Source organism: Actinoplanes sp. CA-015351 (assembly GCF_050955685.1).
In the GTDB taxonomy this organism is placed as follows: Bacteria; Actinomycetota; Actinomycetes; order Mycobacteriales; family Micromonosporaceae; genus Actinoplanes.
Genome location: NZ_CP192102.1, coordinates 2,472,541 through 2,493,938 on the forward strand (window position 1 = coordinate 2,472,541; position 21,398 = coordinate 2,493,938).

The following is a 21,398-nucleotide window of genomic DNA, read 5'->3' on the forward strand; positions in this document are numbered from 1 at the left end:
TCGGCAGGAGGTTTCGCCCCTGATGCCCTTCACCGCCCGTTACGGAGTTCCCTTCTCGGGTCTTTCCAATGAAGTCCTGGCCGCCCAGCTGACCCGGCGATCGGTCCGCAAGTTCGGCCCGCGCGATGTCACCGAGGACGAGCTGACCACGCTGGTGGCGGCCGCGCAGTCCGCACCGACCTCGTCCAACCTGCAGTTCGACAAGGTGATCCAGGTGTTCGTGATGGTCATCGCGCCGGTCACGATCGGGATGCTGGTGCGTGCGCTGGCACCGGCGGTGGCGGACCGGCTCAGCCGCCCGGTGCGGGTGCTGTCGCTGCTGGTTCTCGTCTCGGTGGTGGCCCTCGTCCTGCACGCCCAGCGCGAGCATCTCGGCGAGTACTTCGTCGAGGTCGGGCCGGCCGCGCTGGTCTTCAACCTTCTCAGCCTGCTGGCTGGATATTGCGTGCCGCGGCTGATCGGCGTCGACCATGCCTCGGCCCTCGCCGCCGGTTTCGAGATCGGCATTCACAACACCGCGCTCGCCATGACTGTCGCGCTGAGCCCGGCGCTGCTGAACAACGCCGAGATGGCTGTTCCGGCCGTGGTCTACGGCATCGTCATGTTCTTCACAGCACTCGGGTTCGGCTGGCTGAGCAGTCGTCAGAGTTCGGCGAGGAACTTCGCGGCGCGGCCCGCGAACAGATAGGACTCGCGGTCGGTGGCGAGTTCGTGCGCGGACTCGGCGGCGGCGCGGACCACGTCGGCGGGTTCACCCTGTGCCTGCAGCAGCCGTGCCCGCAGCAGCAGGACCAGTCCTTCGGCGTACCGCTGGCCGTAGGATTCGAGGGCCTGGCCGGCCCGGTTGAGGGCGATGCCGGCCTTGTCCGGAACCCCGGCGGCCAGCCACATGTCCGCGATCAGCGCGTGGTGGTACGCGACACCCCACCGCGGCGGGTCCACGAGCGTCGCGTCCAGGAGCTGTTCGGCTTCGGCCGCGACACCTGCCGGGTCGTCGCCGGTGAGAGCCCGGGCCCAGTACCAGTTCAGGCGTACGTAATGCTCCTGCTGGACCGCGGCGCGGCCGGTCCCGACGGCGATCCACCGGTTGATCGTGCGGATCACCCAGGCCGCGTCACCGGCCATCGACGCGATGATGGTGACGTAGTACGCCCAGGTGGCGACCGCGTACGGGTCCTCGGGGCCGTTCCAGTCGTCGATCATGGCGCCGGCCGTGGCGACGTCACCGTGCATCGCGGTGAGAACGGCTCGCCAGCCGGGCCACTCGCCGGAGACGTCCCGCCGGATCGGGGTCTCGCTGTGCGGCGAGACAACCTCGTCGAGCAGGGCGCGGTCGTTGCCGGTGAAGCACCGGTGGGCCTCGCCGATGTTGCCGATGTCCCATTGGTGGAGGCCCCACGCCTGCCTGCCGTAGACCTGAACCACCGGATCCGCCGAGGCCCGCCCCTGCTCCGCCAGCCGGCGGACCAGACGCTCACGGTCCCATTCCAGGAATGTGTACGCCCCGAAGAGGCGGGCGAACAGGAGACCGGCGGCGTCGACATCCCGGCCGAGCTGTCGTGCCAGGACTTCGGCGCGTTCGAGCAGGTCGAACGTCGTACCCCCGAAGCCGGCTTGCCGGCGTGGCGCGATGGCAAGCAGCGAGAGTGCGGAGAGTTCCGCCTCCGGGAGCCCCGCGATCCGGGCAATTCGCGCGGCCGATTCCAGATGCCGGTCAGCGGCAGCGAACGCAAGCTTTGCGGCCGCCCTGCGCCCGGCGCGCTTCAACACCTCCACGGTACGCACGGAGCTGGCGAGCGGACCGGCGGCCCGCAGGTGGTAAGCGAGCCGTTCGATGACGGCGTCGTCATCCGCGTGGCCGTCCTCAAGAGCGTCCGCGATCCGCAGGTGCAGCCGCGCCGCCCGCTGATGTGCCGTCGTCTCGGTGATCGACTCGCGAACGATGTCGTGCGCGAAGCGCCACGAGAACAGGCCGTCCGGCCCGGCCTCCAGCAGGCCGAGCGTACGCAGCGGCTCCACCAGTTCCAGGCACTCGGCGACGTCGACGCCGGTGGCACGGGCCAGCAGTTCGAGGTCGACCTCACGTCCGACGAGCGCCGCGACCTGCAGCAGGTCGCGAACGCTGTCGTCAAGACCGGCCATCCGGGCGCGCACGACATCGCGCACGGTGGTCGGCACCCCGGCGCGAGCGGCGGCGTCCTCGTCGCCGAGAGCACCGCGGTCGCGCAGCAGCCGGGACAGTTCGCGGACGAAGAACGGATTGCCTGCGGTACGCGCATGAATGGCGCCGGCGACGTCCGAGCCGGGCTCGTGGCCGGTCTGGCGGCGGACCAGCTCCGCCACGTCGATCATGCTGAGCGGGCCGAGCCGGAGGCGGCGGTGGCTGGGCAGCCGGCTGGCTGCCGCGAGCACCCGGGAGAGGTCGGATCCGGGCGTCGGCGCACGATCCCGCAGAGCGCCGATGATCGCTATGCCGGCCGGCAACCGGCCCGCCAGATGGCCGAACAGCTGCAGTGAGGCCGCATCGGCCCACTGGAGGTCGTCGACGACGAGCAGCAGCGGCCGTTCCGCGGAAGCCTGCCCGAACACCGCGACGACCTGCTCGAACAGGCGGAACTGGGCGCGGCCGCCGGAGCGCGGTGGCGAGGTGTCGTCCTGCCGCGACTCCAGAATGGTGCCGAGCTCGCCGGCCAGCCACTTCTCCCGGGCCGGCGCGGGCAGGCTGTCGAGGACGGCGGTGAGCGCCTGCTCCCAGGGCCACATCGACGGTGTGCCGTCACCCTCCAGACAGGACGCCCAGACGACGAGCGCACCCTGCTGGTCGGCGACCTCCGCGGCCTCACCCAGCAGCAGTGTCTTGCCGGTGCCCGGTTCACCTTCGACGATGCCGAGCCCGGACCGGCCGTCGACGGCCTGCTCGATGACGTACCGCAGGACGCTGAGTTCCTCGCCCCGGCCGACCATGTCCGAGGGCTGCCCGACCGGCGGCGTGTCGTCCACCGGCTCCGGGTTGTCCGGGGTCTGCCTCAGCACCCGCAGGCGCGCGGCCTGCAACGCCGGGCCGGGGTCGATGCCGAGTTCCTCACTCAGGCGCGCGCTCACCGCTTGGAACGCGGACAGCGCTTCCGCCTGCCGGCCGGCAGCGCCGAGCGCGGTGATGAGACCGGCCTGCACGGGTTCGTGGAATGGCGCGAGCGACGCGGCCAGCTGCAACGCCGGGATCACCCGTTCCGGCCGGCGCAGCGACACGGCCAGATCGGCCGCTGTCGTACACGCGGCGTGGAACTCGTCGTCGAGCGCGGCCAGGATCGGAACGCTGGCCGCACCGGGGAACAGCCCGTCACCCACCCGGCCCTGCCAGAGGTGCAGCGCCTCGACGTAGTGGTCGAGCGCCACGGTGCGAGCGCCCTCGGCAAGCGCGGCCGAGGCGGCCTCGACCTGGTGCCGGAACGCGACGAGGTCCAGCGTGCCGGGCCCGGCGTGGAACACGTACGCGTTCCCGCGCCGATGCAGATAGCTGCCGGCCGCCCGGACCGGAAGCTCGGGCTCCAGCGTGCGCCGCAATGCCCCGACGTACTTCTGGATGACATTGAGGGCGCTGAACGGAACGCTTCCTGCCCAGATCAGATCGATGAGCTCGGTGGTGCTGACCGGGCGGCCCGCGGCAGCCAGGAGCAGCACCAGCAACTGAGCCTGCTGCCGTGGCCCGGCGTCCAGCTCGACGCCGTCACGCCACAATCGCAACGGACCGAGGATCCGCAGCCGCACCGAACCCGCGTCCACCGGCGAATGCCCTGGCACAGCCACGCCTGCCGACTCCCCGACGAGAGAATGTGTGTCCTGAGTCTAGCGGTGGCACCTGCGCTCACCGCTACGGCGATCTGGCCGCCGCGATGCGGGCGGCGCCCGGATTGCCACGTAGTGTGATCCAGCGCTCACTCGGCGGGACAGAACATCGATGGTGTTGCTTCTAGGGTGAATGAGCATGAGCGATGACATCGATGTGCGGGCATGGTTGCAGGAGCGCGGCGCCGACACGGTGAAACATCCGGGCGGAACCCTCTACAAGCACCTCTGCCGGGTCTCCGACCGCCTCGCCGACCTCGGCCACAGTCCGCAGGTGCAGGCGGCCGGGTTGACCCACGCGGCGTACGGAACTGACGGGTTTGATCTGGCCCTGCTCTTCTGGCAGGAACGCGACGAGCTGCGAGGACTCGTCGGCGCGGAGGCCGAGGAACTGGTCTACCTCTACGGCTCCTGCGACCGGGACCGCAGCTGGCCGCGGCTCGCCGAGACGGGTGAGGTGACGAACCGCTTCACCGGCGCGATGAGCAGCCTGAAGGGCGAGCAGTTACAGGTCTTCGTCGACCTGACCGCGGTGAACGAGCTGGACGTCATCGACAAGGACCCGTCGATCCTGGCCCGCAACCGGACGTTCTTCACCGAGCTGTTCACGGCCTGGTCGAAGGTGGCATCGGAGCCGGTGGCCAAGGAGATGCGGCTGGCCCTCTGAACCGTGCCAGGCGGATCGCTGTAGCTGAAGGTGGCTGACGACCGCGGGCCGGGGAGAGGTGAGCGCCGATGCAGGCTCTGCTGGAGGACGCTCAACGGGTCAGCAGCGGCATTCACGACAACAGCTGGGTCGACGGAACCCTCGGCGCGGTCGGTGGCAGCCTCGATGCGCTCGGCATGGCGATCGATCCGCTGGGTACGCTGGCCGCATGGGGCGTGGGCTGGTTGATCGAGCACGTCAGGCCGCTGCAGGAGGCGTTGGACTGGCTTGCCGGCAAGCCGGACGAGATCGCCGCGCAGGCCGGAACCTGGCAGGGTGTCGCGGAGTCGATCGGTGTCGCCCGCGAGCAGTACACGAGCGCGGTCGCAGCTGAGACGGCCGGCTGGTTCGGCGCGGCGGCCGGCGCCTACCGGGAACACGCCGCGGACCAGCTGACAGCACTGGACAGTCTCGCAACGGTGACCAGGGCGATCTCATATGCGGTCGAGGGCGCCGGTCTCCTGGTCGGCCTGGTACGCGACATCGTGCGTGACCTGATCGCTCAGTTCATCGCGACGCTCGCCGTCCGATTGCCGCAGTGGCTGGCGGCCGAAGGGCTGACCCTCGGTATCGCGACTCCGGTGGTCGCCGCCCAGGTCACCGGGCTGGTCTCCCGATGGGCGAACAGGATCCAAGGCTTCCTGCGCGCGTTGGTGAGCAGCCTGCGCCGGCTCAACGACAGGCTCGACGAGCTGGTCGGGGTCCTCGGCCGGCTCAGCAGGACGGCACGGGACACCGCAGTGCCGGCTCCGCAGCGCCCTAGTCCTCGCATCCATGGCGGCCACTCCACCCGGCCGAGGAATGTGTACGAGTTCGAGCAGCAATACGCCTGGGCCGACAACGCCTATGCCAGCATCCGGGCCGACCCGGACGCCGACGTGATCGCGAACAGGCTGACTGGCGTCTCGCGCCTGGACGGCTCCACCGGTTTCAGCAGGCAGGAGATCGAGCAGATCCGGCAGCACATCTTCTTCGAGGAGCATCCGCTGTCCGACTACGACGGCGGTGTAGTTCAGCAACGTTACGACGCGAGCCCGGACATGGCCGAGGCCTGGCTGCGGCTACGTTCCGGCCGGCATCTGCCGGAGGACGTCGCCCTGCTGGAGCACGAGCTGGCGGAGTCGCGCCACTACCGTGCCCATCCCGGTTCCACCTACGAGGACGCGCACGCTGCGGCCAACGAGGTGTCCAACTGGCAGAATCAGATTCCCAGCCCGACGTACGAGGACCATGCGATGCCCTGGAGGTGACCGTGGGAATGATGGTGACCGGCCGCAAGGTGTCGGAGACACCGGACGAGGTTCGATACGAGTTCGGGCTCGATCGGCGATTCGATCGGGTCCTGACCATCGACAAGGCGAGCTGGGAGGTCAGCCCGGAGGACGGGCAGCTCGACACGGCCGCGGGCGCGGTCGTCTCGAAGATCAAGAAGGCGTGGCGGGAACAGGGTGAGTTCCCGCCCGGCGTTCTCTTCGCGAGCTGACCGTCAGGAGCCTTTGTTCAGGCGCCGGTAAACCGGCGCCAACTGCCTGTGCAGGCGCGTGTAGATCGCGAATATCTCGTCATAACGAGCCTGGTCCGCCCCCGGCGAGAACACCTCGTTGTTCTGCGCCAGCTCCGAGATGTCGGAGAACTCGATCAGCCCCGCTCCGACCGCCCCGATCCACCCCGCGCCCCGCGCGTTCACCAGCACCGGGCGCGGATCCCGGCGGATCTCCACCCCCAGCACGTCAGCGAAGATCTGGCACCACGACGACGACCGTGCCGCGCCGCCGGTGATCACCAGTGAGGACATCGGCGCCCCGAGGAAGCGATTCACCGCCCCGGTCATCCACCGCGTGTTGAGCGCCACCCCCTCGAAAACCGCGCGCAGCAAATCGGACCGCGTCGTTTCCAGAGAGATGTTCAAGAATCCGGCCCGCAGATGCGGATCGTCGACCGGCGCGCGCTCGCCGTACAGCCACGGCATGTACAGAACACCGTCAGAACCGGCCGGCACCGACGGAATGATTTTGTCGAAGGCGTCGAAGATGGTGCCTTCGTCGCGGCTCACATGCCCCGCCGAAACCAGCGGATCGTCGAACTCCACGATCTTGTCGCGCAGCCAGGTCAGATTCGCCCCGGCGGTGGCCTGCAGCGCCGTCATCAGATAGCGATCCGGAATGGCGCACGGAATCGACGCGATCCCGGCGACCACATCGGTCTTCTTCCGCGGAACGTGCGCCGCGATCCACGACGACGTGCCCAGATAAAGGTGGGCCTCGTTGTCCCGGACCGTTCCGGCGCCGATCGCCGCGGCCGTGTTGTCGATGGCGCCGGCCACCACCTGCACCGACTGCGGGAGCCCGAGGTGATCGGCAGCGCTGGGGGCAAGCGTGCCGATCACCTCGGTGCATGTGACGATCGGCGGGAACTTGTCCCGGTCGATCCCGCTGGCGGCGACCAGTGACGGCGCGTATTGAATCGCGTCCGCTTTCCGGTTGTCGGTGACCCACGAGGTGAGGATCGAATCGACGGTCGCGACCGTGCGGCCGGTGAGCTTCAGATTGATCCAGTCAAGGACATTCAGGAACGTCTTCGTCCGCTCATAGATGTCAGGCATCTCGTCGCGGATGAAAAGCATGTGCGCCGCCGGATCCTTGCCGGTCACCGAGGGCATGCCTCCGGTCAGGCGCAACCAGCGCACGATCTTCAAGAGCGACATTCCTTGGTACGCCGGAAAACCCGCGAACTGACGCCGCAGATGCCCCGCCCCCCGCATGTCGAGCCACGTCACGCACTGGGTCAGCGGCTCACCGTCCGCATCCACGGCGATCGTGCCCTCGCCCTGGGTGGAGGAGCAGATGGTGGTGACCGCGCGCAGGTGCTCCGGGTGGTCGCGGCCGAGATCGGCGACGACCTCGGCGAGCGCGTCCCACCAGGCGACCGGGTCCTGTTCGGCGCCGCCGCCGGGCAGCACCCGCAGCGGCACCGGTCGTTCGGCCCAGCCGGTGACGGTTCCGTCGGGGGAGACCAGGGCCGCCTTCATCCCCGAGGTTCCGAGGTCGATCGCCAGGACCTGAGGGGCTAGGACCATTCAGACCCCCTCGACCAGCGCGAAGACCTGGTCGAAACGGGACAGCGCGTCGTCGATGACCTCGTCGGTGTCGGCCATCGACGTGTACATCCGCGACCCGGCGAGCGTGATGATGCCGTGCGCGGCGTACGCGGCGCCCATCTGCTCCATCAGCGTCTTGCGGCCCTTGTTCTCCTTGAGCAGCTTCACCGGGTTACGCATGTCGAGCAGCATCACGCCGCTGCATTCGAGGTGCACGATCGAGCCCTGGTTGTAGGCGACGTACGGCAGACCGTACTTGTCGATCAGCTTCTGCAGGCCGCGGGTGAGCCGGTCGCCGGCGCGACCCGCGATGACCGGGGCGTTGGTGCGGGCCATCTCCTGGATCGCGAAGTACCCGGCCGCGCAGGACAGCGGGTTGGCCGAGAGGGTGCCGCCGACCTGGATGTGCGCGCCGCTCTTGCCGTCGAGCCCGGAGCCGAAGACGCTCATCACCGCGGCCTTGCCGCCGACGCCGCCGGCCATCGGGTAACCGCCGGAGACGGCCTTACCGAAAACGGTCAGGTCGGGGGTGACGCCGAAGTAACCGGCCGCGCCGCCGAGCCCGGTCCGGAAACCGGTGACCACCTCGTCGAAGATCAGCATCGCGCCGAATTCGTCGCAGAGCTTCCGGACGGCCGCGTTGTATCCGTACGGCACCGGGCGGGTGCCGGACTCCGGGCCGAGCGGTTCGACGATCACGGCAGCGGTGCCGCCACGCAGACGGTTTTCGATCAGCTTGCGCTTCAGCGTTCCCAGATCATGAGGAAAAGCTTCCCGGGTACGCCCGGTCGCGCCCCACGGGATGCCCTTCGCGTTCATCCGGAAGCTTCCCGGCACCCGTAGGCCGTAGACCACCGTGTCGGACCAGCCGTGGTACGCGCCGCCGACCTTGATGACCATCTTCTTGCCGGTGTGCGCACGGGCTGCCCGGACCGCCGCCATCACGGCCTCGGTGCCGGAACCGAGCGACCGGTACATCTCGATGTGCGGCATGTACTTGTTGATGATCTCGGCGAGCTTGAGCTCGTACTCATGGAAGAGGCCGGTGACCGGCCCGCTCTCCTTGACCACCGCGGCGACCTGCTCGTTGACCGGGGCGTAGTTGCTGCCCAGGATCGTCGGGCCGCCGGCCTGCAGGAAGTCGATGTAGACGTTGCCGTCGCGGTCGGTGAGGTGCGCGCCCTCGGCCTTGTCCACGGCGAGCGGGAACGGGTAGTTGAACGCCAGGTTGTGCTGGACACCGCCGGGGATGCGCTTCTTGGCCCGCTCGGTGATCTCCTTGCTGGCCGTGCACTTGGTCTCGAAGTAGTTCAGCGTGTCGAGCAGCGCGTCGTGCCGCAGCCCGCGCAGCGGCTGCGAGACCAGCGCCTTCAGCCGGCGCATGGTGTCGTCGACGTCGAGGTACTCGGTGATCATGTAGCCGAGGTCCGGCGATGCGGTTTCAGTGGCCGGCTGCGCCACCGCGGCGGCGCTGGGCGGTTCCTCGTCAGCGGGAACCCGGACCGGCTCGACCGCGTCGACGATCTGCGAGGCGATCCGCTTCTCGTCCTTCTTCAGCTTGCCGAAGGCGATCTCGCGGATCGTCGACGGGATCGTGTAGACCTTGCCGGCCTCCGACGTCAGCGCCATCAGGTACGCGATCGACACCTTTTCCAGCAGCGCCATGTTGAACACCGCGCGGCCCGGGTCGGTGCCCACCGCGACCACGCCGTGGTTCGCGATGATGAAAGCGTTGTCCCCGCTCACGACCTTCTTCTGGACGTTCTTCGCCAGGAAGCCGGTGCCGGACGGCGCATAATCGATGATCGCGACCTCGCGGCCCAGGAACCGCACCTGCTCGTCGGTCAGCGCCGGGATCGGCTTGCGCAGGAACGCCAGGGCCGAGGCGTACGGCTGGTGGGTGTGCACGATCGCGTTGACGTCGGGCCGCGACTTGTAGATGTTCGCGTGCATCCCGCACTCGATCGACGGCACGAGCCCGCCGGCGCCGCCGAGATCCGGCACGTGCTTGCCGTTGAAGTCGACGACGCAGATGTCCTCGTCGCGCATCTTGTCGTAGTCGTAGTTGCTCGGCGTGACCGCGTAGAGATCATGACCCGGGATACGCACCGAGACGTTGCCCTCGGTCGCCTTGAGATATCCGCGTTCGAGCATCGTCCGGCACATGTCGACCACGTGGCGGCGGGACAACTGGTGTTTCACGGGCGGTGTCCGATCGGAGGGGGCGGTGTGACCAGCACCATCGTCGTCGCGACAACAGCACAGTTCACCGTCTTCCAGCCAGCAAGATGCGACCGTACCTTTATCACCGGGTGACAAAATCCAGGGATGGAAACACCCTGGCAACGCTTGTCCGTTGATCTCGCGCCGGCGATGCGCCCCCGGCTGCCCGCCACGGTCCAGGCGATCGCCGACACAGCGGCGACCGCGTTGCAGGGTGACGGCGGCGCGAAGTTCGAGCGCGACGTGCGTACCGCCGTGCAGGTGGCCCTCGACCGGTTCCTGGACCTGGCCGGTACCGCCGAGCCGGCGCTGCCGCCAGGGATCCGGGAGGTCTTCGTGGCGCTCGGCGCCGCCGAGGCCCGGGAGAACCGCGGGCCGGAGATGCTGCTCGGCGCGCTGCGCACGGCGGCCCGGCTGATGCTGCGGACCGCGTCCGAGTCGCTCGCGGCACTGCGTCCGATCACCGTCGACGAGCTGATCGACCTGACCGACGCGACGAGCGCCTACGTCGACGAGCTCGCCGCGGCCTGCACCGACGGCCTGGCCCGGCAGTTGCGCGAGCAGGCCGGCGAGGGCGACCGCCGCCGCCGGCAGATGGCCGACCTGCTGCTGCGTGGCGGCGCGCCGCCCGACCTGGCCCGGGACGCGGCGGCCGGCATCGGCTGGCTCAGCCTCGACCTGGTCGTCCCGGTGCTGCTGCCACCGGACCAGGCCCGCGACGCCCGGTTCCGGTTCGGTGCTGACGGCGTGGTCGCCGAACGCGGCCGTGACGCGGTCCTGTTGCTGCGGGCCGGCCCGCGCGCCGAGCGGGTCGCGCTCACCGAGGCGCTGCGCGGCCGGGAAGCGGTGGTCGGCCCGGCCCTGGCCTGGTCCGAGACCCCGGAGGCGGTCCGCCTCGCCGAACGCACCGCGGAGCTGGTCAAACCCGTGCCTGACGCCGGCCCGGTCTTCGCCGACGACCATTTCGCGGCTCTCGCGCTGCGGGGGGTGACCGGCGCGCTCGCCGTGCTCGCCGCGCGCCGCCTCGCGCCCCTCGCGGGGCTCAAGGCAGGCCAGCGCGATCAGCTTCTGGTCACCCTGGAGAGCTGGTTGCGGCATTGGGGATCGCGTACGGCAGTGGCCGCCGAGCTGTTCGTGCATCCGCAGACCGTCAGCTACCGGTTGAACCGTCTCCGGGATCTGCTCGGTGACGATCTGGACGATCCCGACACGCGGTTCGAGCTGCTGCTGGTGCTGACCCGTCGTTGATCTGCCAGAAAACGGTCGGACTCTGCTCTATTGTCTCCAAAATGGATAATTCCGTTCTTGTGGTCGGTGGTGGGATCGCCGGCCTGGCACTGGCCCGGGCACTCCGCGAGCGGGACATCCCGGTGGAGATCGCCGAGCGTTCCGTCCCCGGCGCCGGCACCGCGGGGCTGGCGATCAACCTGCCGGGCAACGCGATCACCGCGCTCACCGCCCTCGGCGTCGGCGACGGCCTGCGGAAACTGGGCCGGCCCACCCGCCGCCGGGAATACCGCTCCACCCGCGACCGCCTGCTCTTCGCCGTCGACGAAGACGAGTTCTGGGGTGACGACGCGCAGCCGCGGTGCGTACCCAGGAAAGATCTCCTGGCGCTCCTCGGCGACGGCCTGGACGATGCGATGCGCTCGCCCGCCGCCGTGCGTGAGGTGCGTCCGGCGCGAGCCGGCGCCGAAGCGGCCTTCGACACCGACGAGATGCAGACGTACGCGTTCATGGCCGGCGCCGACGGGGTCCACTCGGTCGTCCGGGCCAGCGTCTTCGGCGGCGGGAGCACCCGCGAGTCGCTGCTCAGCGCCGCCAGCTGGCGATTCATGGCGCCGAACCCGGGCGTCGACTGCTGGACGGTCTGGTCCGGCGCCGGCGGCGCGTTCCTGCTCATCCCGGTGGACGATCACGAGGTGTACGGGTACGCGTCCGGCATCCGCGGCGGCCCGATCGGCGCCGAGCCGTCCTGGCTGCACGAGACGTTCCGCGATTACCCCGATCCGGTTCGCGCCGTCCTGGCGCACATCGAGAAGGACCCGGGCACGCTGTACCACTCGCCGATCGAGGAGGTACGCGCCACGTCCTGGGCGTCCGGCCGCTGCGTGCTCGTCGGCGACGCCGCGCACGCCACCGCGCCGGTCTGGGCGCAGGGTGCGGCCCTGGCCGTCGAGGACGCGCTGGTCCTGGCGAACGTGCTGGCCGCCGGCGACTGGGACACGGCCGGCGCGCGGTACGAGGCGAAACGCCGTGCCCGGGTGGCCCACGTGCGGACCGCGACCGACCGGTTCGCCAAGGCGGCCGGCCTGCCGGCCTGGCTGCGCAACCCGCTGATGCCGGTGATCGGCCCCCGCGTCTACCGGGGAGCGTACGAATCCCTGCGAACCGTCGACCTGAAGTGAGAGTGATTAGACGGTTTTATTCAGGTTAGCCGGATAGTTACCGACAAGCGTTGGGGCGGCGGAGGAGGTTTGCCTTGAGCGCTGGTCGGGAGCAGGACCACGGCGGTTCCTTCGCTGTGCCCTCCTCGGACGCGTCCGACCTCGCCGCGACCCGATGGATGCGCGGTGCCTTCGCCAGCTTCTACGTGATCCTCGCGATCACCAACTTCGTCATGCTCGACGGGTACGCGCGGGTCTCCACGACCGTGCTCGCCGCGCTGACCGCCGGGCTGCTCGTCATCGCGGCGATCCCGCTGCCGCGCCGCTGGGGGCAACCCGACTGGGGCGACCACCTCGGTTACGTGCCGGTGCTCGACGGGGTGGCCCAGGTCGCGATCACCGGGCAGATCCACTACACCACCACGCTGATGCTCACGCTCGTCGGCATCGCGGTCGTACTGCGCTATCACCGGACGTTTCTGGCCGCGACCACGCTCGGCTGCGCCGGCTGGGCGGCGGGTGTCGTCTGGGTGCCCGGGCTGCGCGGCGACGAGCTCGGGTACTGGGCCGTGCAGCTCGGGATCTCCGGTCTGGTCGCGATCATCCTGAACGAGGCGCTGCGTCGCCGGCAGCGGCAGCTGCGCAACGCCCGCGACGAGATCTCCGCGGTCGCCGACCGGTTCGGCAGCCTGTTCCACGCCTCGCCGTCCGGCATCGCCATCGTTGACGAGCAGGGTGTGATCGCCGCCGCCAACCAGGCCTTCTGCGACCTGGTTGGCCGGTCGGCCGACGAGCTCGTCGGCTCTGCCTGCTCGGCGTACCAACCGGGTGAGGACTCCACCGAGCAGCGTTTCGAGCGACCGGACGGCACCGTTCGCTGGGTCTGGTCGACCGTCGGGCACAGTTCGACCTGGACCCTGATCCAGCTCCAGGACGTCACCGACCGGCACCTCGCCGAGCAGGCCGTCCGGGACTCGGACCGGCTGCTCGCCGCGGTCTCGCTCGCCGCCCGGCGGATCCGCACCGGCGAGGACGCCCGCAACACGATCATCGGCGCGATCCGGGACCTCGCCGAGGCGGACAGCGTCAGCCTGATGGAACCCAGCGGCACCGAGGCGCTCTTCGTCACCGGCGCGCTCGGCGCCCAGGTGCTCGGGACCCGGATCCCGCTCGACGGCACCTCGATGACCTCGCGCGTTTTCACCGACGGGCAGCCGGTCTTCCTCGAGGACGCGACAGTCGACCCGCGCGTCTCCCCGGCCCTGTTGAAGATGGTCGACGGCCGGTCGATGCTGTGGCAGCCGGTGATCGCCGACGGTGCCGTGCTGGCCGTCCTGGTGGTCGGCTGGCGCAGCCGCGTCGCGTCGGTCAGCGACCACCGGGCCCGTGCCGTCGCCATGCTCGCCGACGAGACGGCCCTCGCCATGGAGCACGAGCGGCTGCTGCGCCGGCTCGAGCAGATGGCGTTCACCGACACCCTGACCGGCCTGCCCAACCGCCGGGCCTGGCAGGAACGGCTGGCGACGCTGTTCGCCCGAGGCCGCACGATCACCGTGGCGATCGCCGACCTGGACCGGTTCAAGCGGTACAACGACACCCACGGACACGTGGCCGGTGACGAGTTGCTGCAGCGCGCGGCGGTGGCGTTCGCCGGCGAGCTGCACGGCGACGACGTGATCGCCCGATGGGGTGGCGAGGAGTTCGTGATCGCCCTGCACGGCGCGGCCGCTTTCGCGACCCTGGAACGGGTCCGGCTCGCGACGCCGGACGACGAGACATGCAGCATCGGGTACGCGGTATGGGACGGCGTGGAGTCGCCGCAACAACTCCTGGAACGTGCCGACCAGGCGCTGTACGCCGCCAAGAACGGCGGCCGCAACGTGGTGCAGGCGGCGCCGGAGCCGGCGATCGTGCCATCCTGAGCTTTTTCTGATTCCCTGCATTGACGTCTGTCGCTGTCATGGGCAGGCTCCGAAGATGGACACCGACCTGCCGGAGTACCCGTTCGCGCAGCCCGCGGCCCTGGAGCCGCCCCCGCAGTGGTCCGAGCTCCGCGCCGGATGCCCGGTGGCTTCGGTACGCCTGGCGAGCGGCGACCAGGCGTTGCTGCTGACCCGGTACGCCGACGTGCGGCAGGTTCTCAGCGATCCCCGGTTCACCCGGCAGCTCGACGCCGACGGCGCGGCCCGGGTCACCTCTCAGGAGTCGGGTGGGGTGTTCGGTGCCGAGCAGTCGAGCATGACGCCGACCGGCGAGGCGCACCAGCGATGGCGGCGCCTGGTCGGCCGCTGGTTCACCGTGAAGCGGATGGTCGCGATGGAACCGCGGATCGCGGCGATGGCGGAGCGGCTGATCTCCGGCTTCGGGCCCGGCCCGGTCGACCTGGTCAAGGCGTACGCGTTTCCCCTGCCGGTCTGGGTCATCTGCGACATGCTCGGCGTGCCGGACAGTGACCGGGACCGGTTCGCGTACTGGTCGGACACGATGCTGAGCCTCACCCGGTACGGTCAGGAGGAGATCAACGCGGCGCAGCTGGAGTTCGGCGAATATCTCTGGGCGCACATCGAGGCGACCCGGGCGAACCCCGGCGACGACCTGATCAGCGACCTCGTGACGAACGACGAGCTGTCCACGCTGGAGCTGCTCGGCACCGCGCAGGGGCTGCTGATCGCCGGCCACGAGACCACGGCCAACATGATCGGCAAGATGGTGGCGATGCTGCTGGCCGACCGGTCGCGGTGGGAGCGGCTGCTGGCGGATCGGGCGCTGGTGCGTACCGCCGTCGAGGAGGCGCTGCGGTTCGACGCGAACCCGGGGTTCGGCATGCCTCGGTACATCACCGAGGACATCGAGGTGAGCGGCGTGAAACTGGCCGCCGGCACTACGGTGATCAACAGCATGGCGGCGGCCAACCGGGACGAGTCGGCGTTCGAGCACGCCGATGACATGGATCTGGCGCGCCGGCCCAACCCGCATCTGGCTTTCGGCGCGGGTCCGCATTCGTGTATCGGGCAGGCTCTTGCGCGTACCGAAATGCAGGTGGCGCTGATCGCGCTGCTGGACCGGCTCCCGGGTTTACGCCTCGACGGTCCCGCGGAGGAGTTGCCGCGCCGCGAGGGTCTGATCGTCGGTGGCCTGGAGAGGGTCATGGTCCGCTGGTGATATTGCGTTGTGCGGACTGACCGAGGTTTGTCATCCTCTGGGTGGCCCCGGCGGTTTCAGAAGCGAGTCCTTTCGCAACGGACGCATTGGCGCTCAAACCACGCTCGTCCGGCTGCCTTCTAGGCGACCGATCCTTCACATCGGATCCGCTGCGGGGCCACCCTAAGCTTTCTGCATATCCCATTATGAGGTGAAAAATGTCCACCAACCGCGAGGTGATCATCCGCAGTGGATTCCGTGGTCTGAAGTACGTCGACGGCCGGTTCGAGCAGGTGCTGGAAGCGGGCCGTTACGAGCTGCCGCGCCGGCGTGCCCTGGGCCGCCGGGTGCCCCGTGTCGACATCGCCCTGGTCGACCTGCGCGAGCGCGAGCTCAACATCAAGGGCCAGGAGATCCTGACGGCCGACAAGGTCGCGGTCCGGGTCAACATCATCACTCACTTCCGGGTCACCGACCCGGTCGCCGCCGTGGAGCGGGTCGCCGACTACGCCGACCGCGTCTACAGCGACGTGCAGCTCGCCGCCCGCCGGTCGCTGGCGTCCATGTCGCTCGAAGCGATCCTGACCAACCGCAACCAGCTCAGCGAGGACATCCTGCGCGACGTCGAGGGCGTCTCCGCCGGGTACGGCGTCGAGATCATCCGTGCGGACGTGAAGGACCTGGTCTTCCCGGGCAACCTGCAGGACGTGATGAACCGGGTGCTCACTGCCCAGCGGCTGGCCGAGGCGCAGATGGTCGAGGCGCGTACCCGGGCCGAGCGAGAGGCTCTGGAGGCGACGTCGCGGGCCGAGACCACCCGGCGTACCGCCGAGGCCGACGCCGCCGCGAAGCGGATCCGTGCCGATGCCGAGGTCGACGCGCTGCGCCGGCTCGCCGAGGCCGCTGAGGCGTACGCGCAGCACCCGGCCCTGCTGCGGCTGCGCGAGCTGGAGACGCTGGGCGCGCTCGGTGCGAACGCGGAGGCCCGGCTGTACATCGGGTTCGACAAGCACGTCTCGCTTTCCGAGACGCCATAACATCGGTGTGATGGTCAGTCCGTGATCTACCGCGTCCCGGCCGCCGATGGATAGCGTCCGACCAGAACGGAAGCGGCGATCGCCGCGACCGCTTCTGATCGGTCGCGTGGCCACCGTCGCGCACCGAGTCCCCTACGCACGGGCCGGCCACGGCGCACCCACCGTGGCCGCCTGCGCGGGGTTTGACAGACTCTTCCCTCATGGGGTTGTTCACGCTCGACCAGGCCCGCTCCGAGCTGACGCGGCTGCGCCCGGTGCTGGATGAGATCGTGTCCGTCCGCGCCGACCTGGTTGAGCTCACCGCTGCGCTGGCTCCGGGTGGTGAGCCCACCGACCTGGGCGGTCTGCCGGAGCGCAAGGCCGCGGAGGCCCGGCTCAACGAGCTGATGACCGAGGTCCAGGAGACCGGCGCCGAGCTCAAGGGCGTGGCGCCGCTGCTTGTCGACTTCCCCGCTGATCTTGGTGGCGTCCCGGTGCTGCTCTGCTGGCTGGAAGGCGACACCGATCTCGCGTGGTATCACCGCGCCGATCTGGGCTTCGCAGGCCGCCGCCGCCTCACTGACTGATTTCGATCCCCCGCTGCGGCTTTCCGGGGACAACCCTCCGCCTTAGCCGAACAGACGCTCAACCCCGGCCGGCCTCTAGGTGCCGGGGCGTCGGGTGCCGAGCGTCGCGCGCGGGTGCCGCGCGCCGGGTGCCGAGCGTCGGGTGCCGAGCGTCGGGTGCCGAGCGTCGGGTGCCGAGCGTCGGGTGCCGAGCGTCGCGCGTCGGGTGCCGAGCGTCGCGCGTCGGCGCTGGGCGGCGGGCGGCGGGCGGCGGGTGTGACGCTGGGGCGGCCCGCGACGGCGGGCCACCCCAGGCGAGTCACTTCTTCTTGGACTTCTTGTCCTATTTCTTGTCCTTCTTCGACTTCTTCGCCATGAGATGCCTCCCCTCGCCGGTGAGTGCCACTGCTTGCCCGCTGTTAACCGTAGGTCCACTCAGGTGCCATGTCACTGTCGGCAAGATGAACTAACTGTGGGTAATGACATCTTCAGGTCAACACCGCTGACCTGCTATCACGCGCGTTATAGCGTCCCGTGGCTGTCTCCAAAAGACACTCCAGAGAGCATTCGTAGCCACCAGTGGCAGGCAGGTGCGCCAACCTCGTGAGTTTGTGGCTGGCGCAGCGGCACTAGACTTTTGCCATTTGCGGTCCCGCCCGGCGACCGGGCCCATCGCTTGAAAACTGGTGACCCTGCGGATCCGCCAAACCGACGCGATTTCCCGACGCAGACCGCGATCAGCCACGACGCAAGATTCACCGCCATGCCGGGCGCCGACGCCATCCGCCGCGGGCACCCCACCCCACGCCGCGCTGCTCTGCGCCGCGCTGCCCCGCGCCGCGCCGTTCTGCCCCGCGCCGCGCCGCGCCGCGCCGCGCCGCGCCGCGCCGCGCCGCGCCGCTCTGCTCGGCCTGGATCTTGTGGAATTCCCCGCAGACGTGTCCACACAACTCCACAAGATCGAAAAGGCCCAGCCGATCTTGCGGAGTTACGCGCAAACGGCTCGCCGAACTCCACAAGATCCGAAAAACTCCGCGCCACCACGTCGGACGTGCAGCACCGCGTTCACCACGTCGGAACTCTGAAGCACCGCCTTCACTACGTCGAAATTGTGAAGCACCGCGTCGGCCGAACCTTGGAGACCTGTGGGTCAGGGAACAGGGCATGGAACACCCACGAGCCTCCAAGATCCGGCACGTCCACCTGCTGTAGTGGCAGAGCTTCGCCACAGCGCTCACCAACCACCCGAAACCGACATGCCATGGGTGGCTGTCATGCAATCTCGTGCACTCGCGGTCGATCAGCCGGCCAAACCGCACAAGATCTCCGAGCGGCACCTCGCCCCAAGAAACCGGCACGCCGCCGCGAACCCGCTACCGCTCCACAAATGGCGAAACCCGAGCGGTCGGCCAGGCGGCACAAGCTCACAAGATCCACTCCGGCTGGCCCCCACGGTCGTCTCAAAGCCCGTGAAACAGCCGTAGAGCCAGCCGGACACGATCTTGCGCCGGCACCCCGCCCGGTCGGCCCGCCCGGCCCGGCTGCTCTGGCCCCGCCCGGCAAGGTCCGGCCCGCCCGGCAAGGTCCGGCCCGCCCGGCAAGGTCCGGCCGGCCCGCTCGGTCTGGCCGGGGCGGGACGGATCGCGTCGGCTTGGGGTGGCTTTGGGTGTGTCTCGGCTGTTAGGGGACGTCAATGATGTTTCGGCCTAGGGGCCACAGGGCGGCCGGGACCAGTTTGAAGTTGGCGATGCCGAACGGGATGCCGATGAGCGTGACGCACTGGGCGACGCCCGCTGCGATGTGGCCGAGCGCCAGCCACCACCCGAACAGAACAAGCCACAGGATGTTCGCCAGGCCGGACGCCACCCCCGCACCCGGATCGTCGACGATGGTGCGGCCGAAGGGCCACGCCGAATAAATTGCCAGGCGCAGCGACGCCACGCCGAATGGGATCGTGACGATCAGGATGAAGCTGATCAGGGCGGCCAGTGCGTACGCCAGCGCCAGCGCCCAGCCGAAGAAGATGAACCAGAGCACGTTGAGGATCAAGCGGATCACCTCTACAGCGTGACGTACCCGTGCCACCCTCTGTCATTGCCGCGGTAGTAGGAGCAGTAGAAAGAGAGGGATCAGTAACCCACGCGGAAAGTCGCGTCCTGCTTCGTGGCCGCCGCTGACGAGCTGGTGATCGGGTCGATCCGCAGCACGTACCCGGAATGCCGCAGATAGCGATCCGGGAAGTTGTGCGACCGGAACGACGTCCAGCCGGAGTCGGCCCAGCCGGCCACCCGGTGGAACGTGGCGTCGCCGGCGAACGTGCTGGTCCCGTCGTTGGCCGCCAGTACGATCGCGTAGTTCGAGTGCCGCAGGTACCGGTCCGGGTAGTTGACCGACCGGAACGACACCCCGGCCGGGTCGGCGAGGCCGGGCACCAGGGTCCACATCTGATCCTGGTACGGGTCGAACGGGTACGTGTCGATCCGCCCGACACTGTTCGCATGCCTGATGTACCGGTCCGGATAGTTGTAGGACTTGACCCGGTTCCAGGCCGGTGTGCCCCAGCGGGTGGTCAGCGCGGACATCTCGGCCGCGGTGATCGGCGTGATGCCGGGGTGCTTGGAGTTCAGCGGCTGGGTGTAGAGCCGATCGTTGAGCAACGACCACGATCCACCGGCGACGTTCGTGGACTGCCAGCAGAAGAACCGGCCGTTGGGGCTCCAGGTGTCGCCCCACATGTGCCACGTCTCGGCCGTGTTCGACTTGACGATCTGCGGCGCCTCGACACCCCGGCCCGGCGTGATCGCGCCGGTGTAGACCGAGAAGCTGCCGGGGTTGACGGAAGTGGATCGCGTGCCCAGTAAACTACTGTTCGTATTATTTTTGTAGTACATGTAGTTCACACCACCGACTGTCACGAAATTTCCGTCGATGGCGTCGTAACCGGGGTCGAAGAAGACCTGGCCGGTCGTGGCGGTGACGAAATCAGTGGTGTAGCTGACCATCAGCACATTGCGACCGCCGACCACCGACGAGTAAACCACCGCGTATTGGCTCCGGGCCGGGTCCCAGACCGCCTCGGGCGCCCATGCGTGGGTCGCCAGCGAGTGCACCTTCAGCAGCCGGTACCCGGTGAACGTGCGCAGGTCAGGGGAGTCCCAGACGTGCAGATGCTGACTTTGGTACGCCCAGTCGGTGCCGTTCAGGTCGGTCGCCAGGACCACGAATCCGCCGGTCTGCTTGCGCAGGATGAACGGGTCACGCAGCCCGCCGCTGCCGAGCGTGGGTGTGGCGACCGGGGCGTTCTGGTTCAGCGGGGTCCAGTTCAGCCCGTCGCCGCTGACCGCCAGATGCACGCGGTAACTGGCACCGGCCATCGTCGGTGACTCGGTGAAGTACGCCATGGCGTACCCGGAATAGGTCGCGGCCCTGGCCGCGCCGGGCAGAATGAGCGCCCCGGCGGTCGCGCCTCCGAGCGCCGCGAGAAGGTCGCGGCGTTTCACTTCGCTGTCGCTGTTCCGTGGCGGCAGCCGGAGCAGCCGACGGCGCTCAGGCCGGTCCAGGTGTTGAGGTCGGAGCTGGTCGCGGTCCAGACACCACCGTTTGTGTACTTGTCGACGTAGATGCGCCAGCTGCCGTTGTCCAGCTTGACCAGGGACGGTCCCTCGTAACCGGAGGTCCAGAGGTTGCCCCGGTTGATCCAGCCCTCGTACAGGTTGGCCGTGGTGGTCCAGTGCTCGATGTACTTGGTGGTCTCGTTCTTGGTGAACGCGTGCCAGGTGCTGCCGGATTTCACGACGAACGTGTCGATGTGGTTGGTGCCCAGGCCCCACATCTGCGACGGCCCGCTCCAGCTGGTCAGCGCGGTGTTCTGGGCCGTGTAGACGTACGGCCGGAAGCACCAGGCGCAGGCGGTGGATGCCACGCTGGTGATGACCCGGACGACGCCGTTCTCGACGTAGAACTCCGGGGCCCAGGTGTAGTTCGCCCCCGAGATGCCGGCCGGAATGCTGGTGACGTTGGTCCAGGACGTCAGGTTGGTGCTGGTCGCGATGGTGAAGTAGGTCGAGTTCGTGGTCCAGGACTGGACCGTGTACGCGATGTAGTAGCGCCCGTTGTACTTCAGGATGCTCGGGTCGCGCAGCACACCGGTCGGCCCGCGGAAGTTGGTGTCGGACAGGACGCTGTACGACGTGCCGCCGTTTGTCGACTGGTAGACCCAGAGCTCCTGGTCGGCGGCGCCGTCACCCTTGAAGGTGGCGTAGATCAGGGTGGTGGCGGCCGAGGCGGGCTGCGGTGCGATGAGGGCGCCGAGAACTAGCGCGAGAAAGGCAGTCAGAAGTCTCATGTGAGCCTCCGATGGGGGAGCGAGCGTTAACAGCTCAGAGGACGAGTGTCTGGCCCGCGGCGTGGACGGCG

16 protein-coding genes are annotated in these 21,398 nt (G+C 69.0%); 10 read left to right on the top strand and 6 right to left on the bottom strand.

Features of this window, described 5'->3' with window-relative positions; all coding sequences use genetic code 11:
• Positions 1-22: 22 nt before the first annotated feature.
• Entirely contained in the window at positions 23-688 is a 666-nt protein-coding gene (locus ACQP2E_RS11105) for a nitroreductase family protein (RefSeq protein ID WP_433830532.1), read from the top strand.
• Here the strand turns inward: ACQP2E_RS11105 and ACQP2E_RS11110 are convergent.
• Positions 643-3,807: a BTAD domain-containing putative transcriptional regulator gene (locus ACQP2E_RS11110; RefSeq protein ID WP_433830534.1), complete on the bottom strand. Its 3,165-nt coding sequence runs from the start codon at positions 3,805-3,807 to the stop codon at positions 643-645. The genes ACQP2E_RS11105 and ACQP2E_RS11110 overlap by 46 nt on opposite strands.
• Positions 3,808-3,985: 178 nt before the next feature.
• On the opposite strand from ACQP2E_RS11110, the gene ACQP2E_RS11115 reads away from it, so the two are divergent.
• The 3 genes from ACQP2E_RS11115 to ACQP2E_RS11125 all read left to right on the top strand — a co-directional run bounded on the left by ACQP2E_RS11115 (position 3,986) and on the right by ACQP2E_RS11125 (position 6,035).
• A complete protein-coding gene (locus ACQP2E_RS11115; RefSeq protein WP_433830536.1) occupies positions 3,986-4,513 on the top strand; it encodes a DUF6817 domain-containing protein in 528 nt (175 codons plus the stop codon).
• 68 nt (positions 4,514-4,581) lie between these two features.
• Positions 4,582-5,802 (top strand): WXG100 family type VII secretion target, encoded by a 1,221-nt coding sequence (locus ACQP2E_RS11120; protein WP_433830538.1) that lies wholly within the window; start codon positions 4,582-4,584, stop codon positions 5,800-5,802.
• 2 nt (positions 5,803-5,804) lie between these two features.
• A complete protein-coding gene (locus ACQP2E_RS11125) occupies positions 5,805-6,035 on the top strand; it encodes a hypothetical protein (protein WP_433830540.1) in 231 nt (76 codons plus the stop codon).
• 3 nt (positions 6,036-6,038) lie between these two features.
• Here the strand turns inward: ACQP2E_RS11125 and ACQP2E_RS11130 are convergent, their stop codons facing one another.
• Both ACQP2E_RS11130 and ACQP2E_RS11135 read right to left on the bottom strand, forming a co-directional pair.
• The gene (locus tag ACQP2E_RS11130) at positions 6,039-7,628 is read right to left on the bottom strand and encodes a xylulokinase (protein WP_433830542.1); all 1,590 of its coding nucleotides are present in this window, start codon (positions 7,626-7,628) and stop codon (positions 6,039-6,041) included.
• Positions 7,629-9,851, bottom strand: a complete 2,223-nt coding sequence (locus ACQP2E_RS11135) for an aminotransferase class III-fold pyridoxal phosphate-dependent enzyme (protein WP_433830544.1) — start codon at positions 9,849-9,851, stop codon at positions 7,629-7,631. It lies immediately after the preceding gene.
• A gap of 126 nt (positions 9,852-9,977) precedes the next feature.
• Here ACQP2E_RS11135 and ACQP2E_RS11140 point away from each other — a divergent pair, with 126 nt between their 5' ends.
• From ACQP2E_RS11140 to ACQP2E_RS11165, 6 genes are all read left to right on the top strand, one after another.
• Positions 9,978-11,120 (top strand): PucR family transcriptional regulator, encoded by a 1,143-nt coding sequence (locus ACQP2E_RS11140; protein ID WP_433830546.1) that lies wholly within the window; start codon positions 9,978-9,980, stop codon positions 11,118-11,120.
• A gap of 41 nt (positions 11,121-11,161) precedes the next feature.
• The gene (locus ACQP2E_RS11145) at positions 11,162-12,280 is read left to right on the top strand and encodes an FAD-dependent monooxygenase (RefSeq protein WP_433830548.1); all 1,119 of its coding nucleotides are present in this window, start codon (positions 11,162-11,164) and stop codon (positions 12,278-12,280) included.
• Positions 12,281-12,354: 74 nt separating this feature from the next.
• Positions 12,355-14,181 carry a diguanylate cyclase domain-containing protein gene (locus tag ACQP2E_RS11150; RefSeq protein ID WP_433830550.1) on the top strand — a complete coding sequence of 609 codons (1,827 nt, stop codon included), beginning with the start codon at positions 12,355-12,357 and terminating at the stop codon, positions 14,179-14,181.
• A 55-nt stretch (positions 14,182-14,236) separates the two neighbouring features.
• Entirely contained in the window at positions 14,237-15,421 is a 1,185-nt protein-coding gene (locus ACQP2E_RS11155) for a cytochrome P450 (RefSeq protein WP_433830552.1), read from the top strand.
• A 197-nt stretch (positions 15,422-15,618) separates the two neighbouring features.
• Positions 15,619-16,437 carry a slipin family protein gene (locus ACQP2E_RS11160; RefSeq protein ID WP_433830554.1) on the top strand — a complete coding sequence of 273 codons (819 nt, stop codon included), beginning with the start codon at positions 15,619-15,621 and terminating at the stop codon, positions 16,435-16,437.
• A 200-nt stretch (positions 16,438-16,637) separates the two neighbouring features.
• Positions 16,638-17,003, top strand: a complete 366-nt coding sequence (locus tag ACQP2E_RS11165; protein ID WP_433830556.1) for a DUF2203 domain-containing protein — start codon at positions 16,638-16,640, stop codon at positions 17,001-17,003.
• A 1,659-nt stretch (positions 17,004-18,662) separates the two neighbouring features.
• Here the strand turns inward: ACQP2E_RS11165 and ACQP2E_RS11170 are convergent.
• From ACQP2E_RS11170 to ACQP2E_RS11180, 3 genes are all read right to left on the bottom strand, one after another.
• Positions 18,663-19,040 (bottom strand): YccF domain-containing protein, encoded by a 378-nt coding sequence (locus ACQP2E_RS11170; protein ID WP_433830558.1) that lies wholly within the window; start codon positions 19,038-19,040, stop codon positions 18,663-18,665.
• Between the two features lie 71 nt (positions 19,041-19,111).
• Positions 19,112-20,482 carry a glycoside hydrolase family 43 protein gene (locus ACQP2E_RS11175; RefSeq protein WP_433830560.1) on the bottom strand — a complete coding sequence of 457 codons (1,371 nt, stop codon included), beginning with the start codon at positions 20,480-20,482 and terminating at the stop codon, positions 19,112-19,114.
• On the bottom strand, positions 20,479-21,327 hold the full coding sequence (locus tag ACQP2E_RS11180; RefSeq protein ID WP_433830562.1) for a family 43 glycosylhydrolase: 849 nt from the start codon (positions 21,325-21,327) through the stop codon (positions 20,479-20,481). Before ACQP2E_RS11180 ends, ACQP2E_RS11175 begins: the two co-directional genes overlap by 4 nt.
• Between the last annotated feature and the right edge of the window lie 71 nt (positions 21,328-21,398).

Bases quoted from the DNA above. Each gene is read 5' to 3' on its own strand.
- ACQP2E_RS11105 (WP_433830532.1), top strand. From the start codon at position 23: ATGCCCTTCACCGCCCGTTACGGAGTTCCCTTCTCGGGTCTTTCCAAT.
- ACQP2E_RS11115 (WP_433830536.1), top strand. From the start codon at position 3,986: ATGAGCGATGACATCGATGTGCGGGCATGGTTGCAGGAGCGCGGCGCC.
- ACQP2E_RS11120 (WP_433830538.1), top strand. From the start codon at position 4,582: ATGCAGGCTCTGCTGGAGGACGCTCAACGGGTCAGCAGCGGCATTCAC.
- ACQP2E_RS11130 (WP_433830542.1), bottom strand. From the start codon at position 7,628: ATGGTCCTAGCCCCTCAGGTCCTGGCGATCGACCTCGGAACCTCGGGG.
- ACQP2E_RS11140 (WP_433830546.1), top strand. From the start codon at position 9,978: ATGGAAACACCCTGGCAACGCTTGTCCGTTGATCTCGCGCCGGCGATG.
- ACQP2E_RS11145 (WP_433830548.1), top strand. From the start codon at position 11,162: ATGGATAATTCCGTTCTTGTGGTCGGTGGTGGGATCGCCGGCCTGGCA.
- ACQP2E_RS11155 (WP_433830552.1), top strand. From the start codon at position 14,237: ATGGACACCGACCTGCCGGAGTACCCGTTCGCGCAGCCCGCGGCCCTG.
- ACQP2E_RS11160 (WP_433830554.1), top strand. From the start codon at position 15,619: ATGTCCACCAACCGCGAGGTGATCATCCGCAGTGGATTCCGTGGTCTG.
- ACQP2E_RS11165 (WP_433830556.1), top strand. From the start codon at position 16,638: ATGGGGTTGTTCACGCTCGACCAGGCCCGCTCCGAGCTGACGCGGCTG.
- ACQP2E_RS11180 (WP_433830562.1), bottom strand. From the start codon at position 21,327: ATGAGACTTCTGACTGCCTTTCTCGCGCTAGTTCTCGGCGCCCTCATC.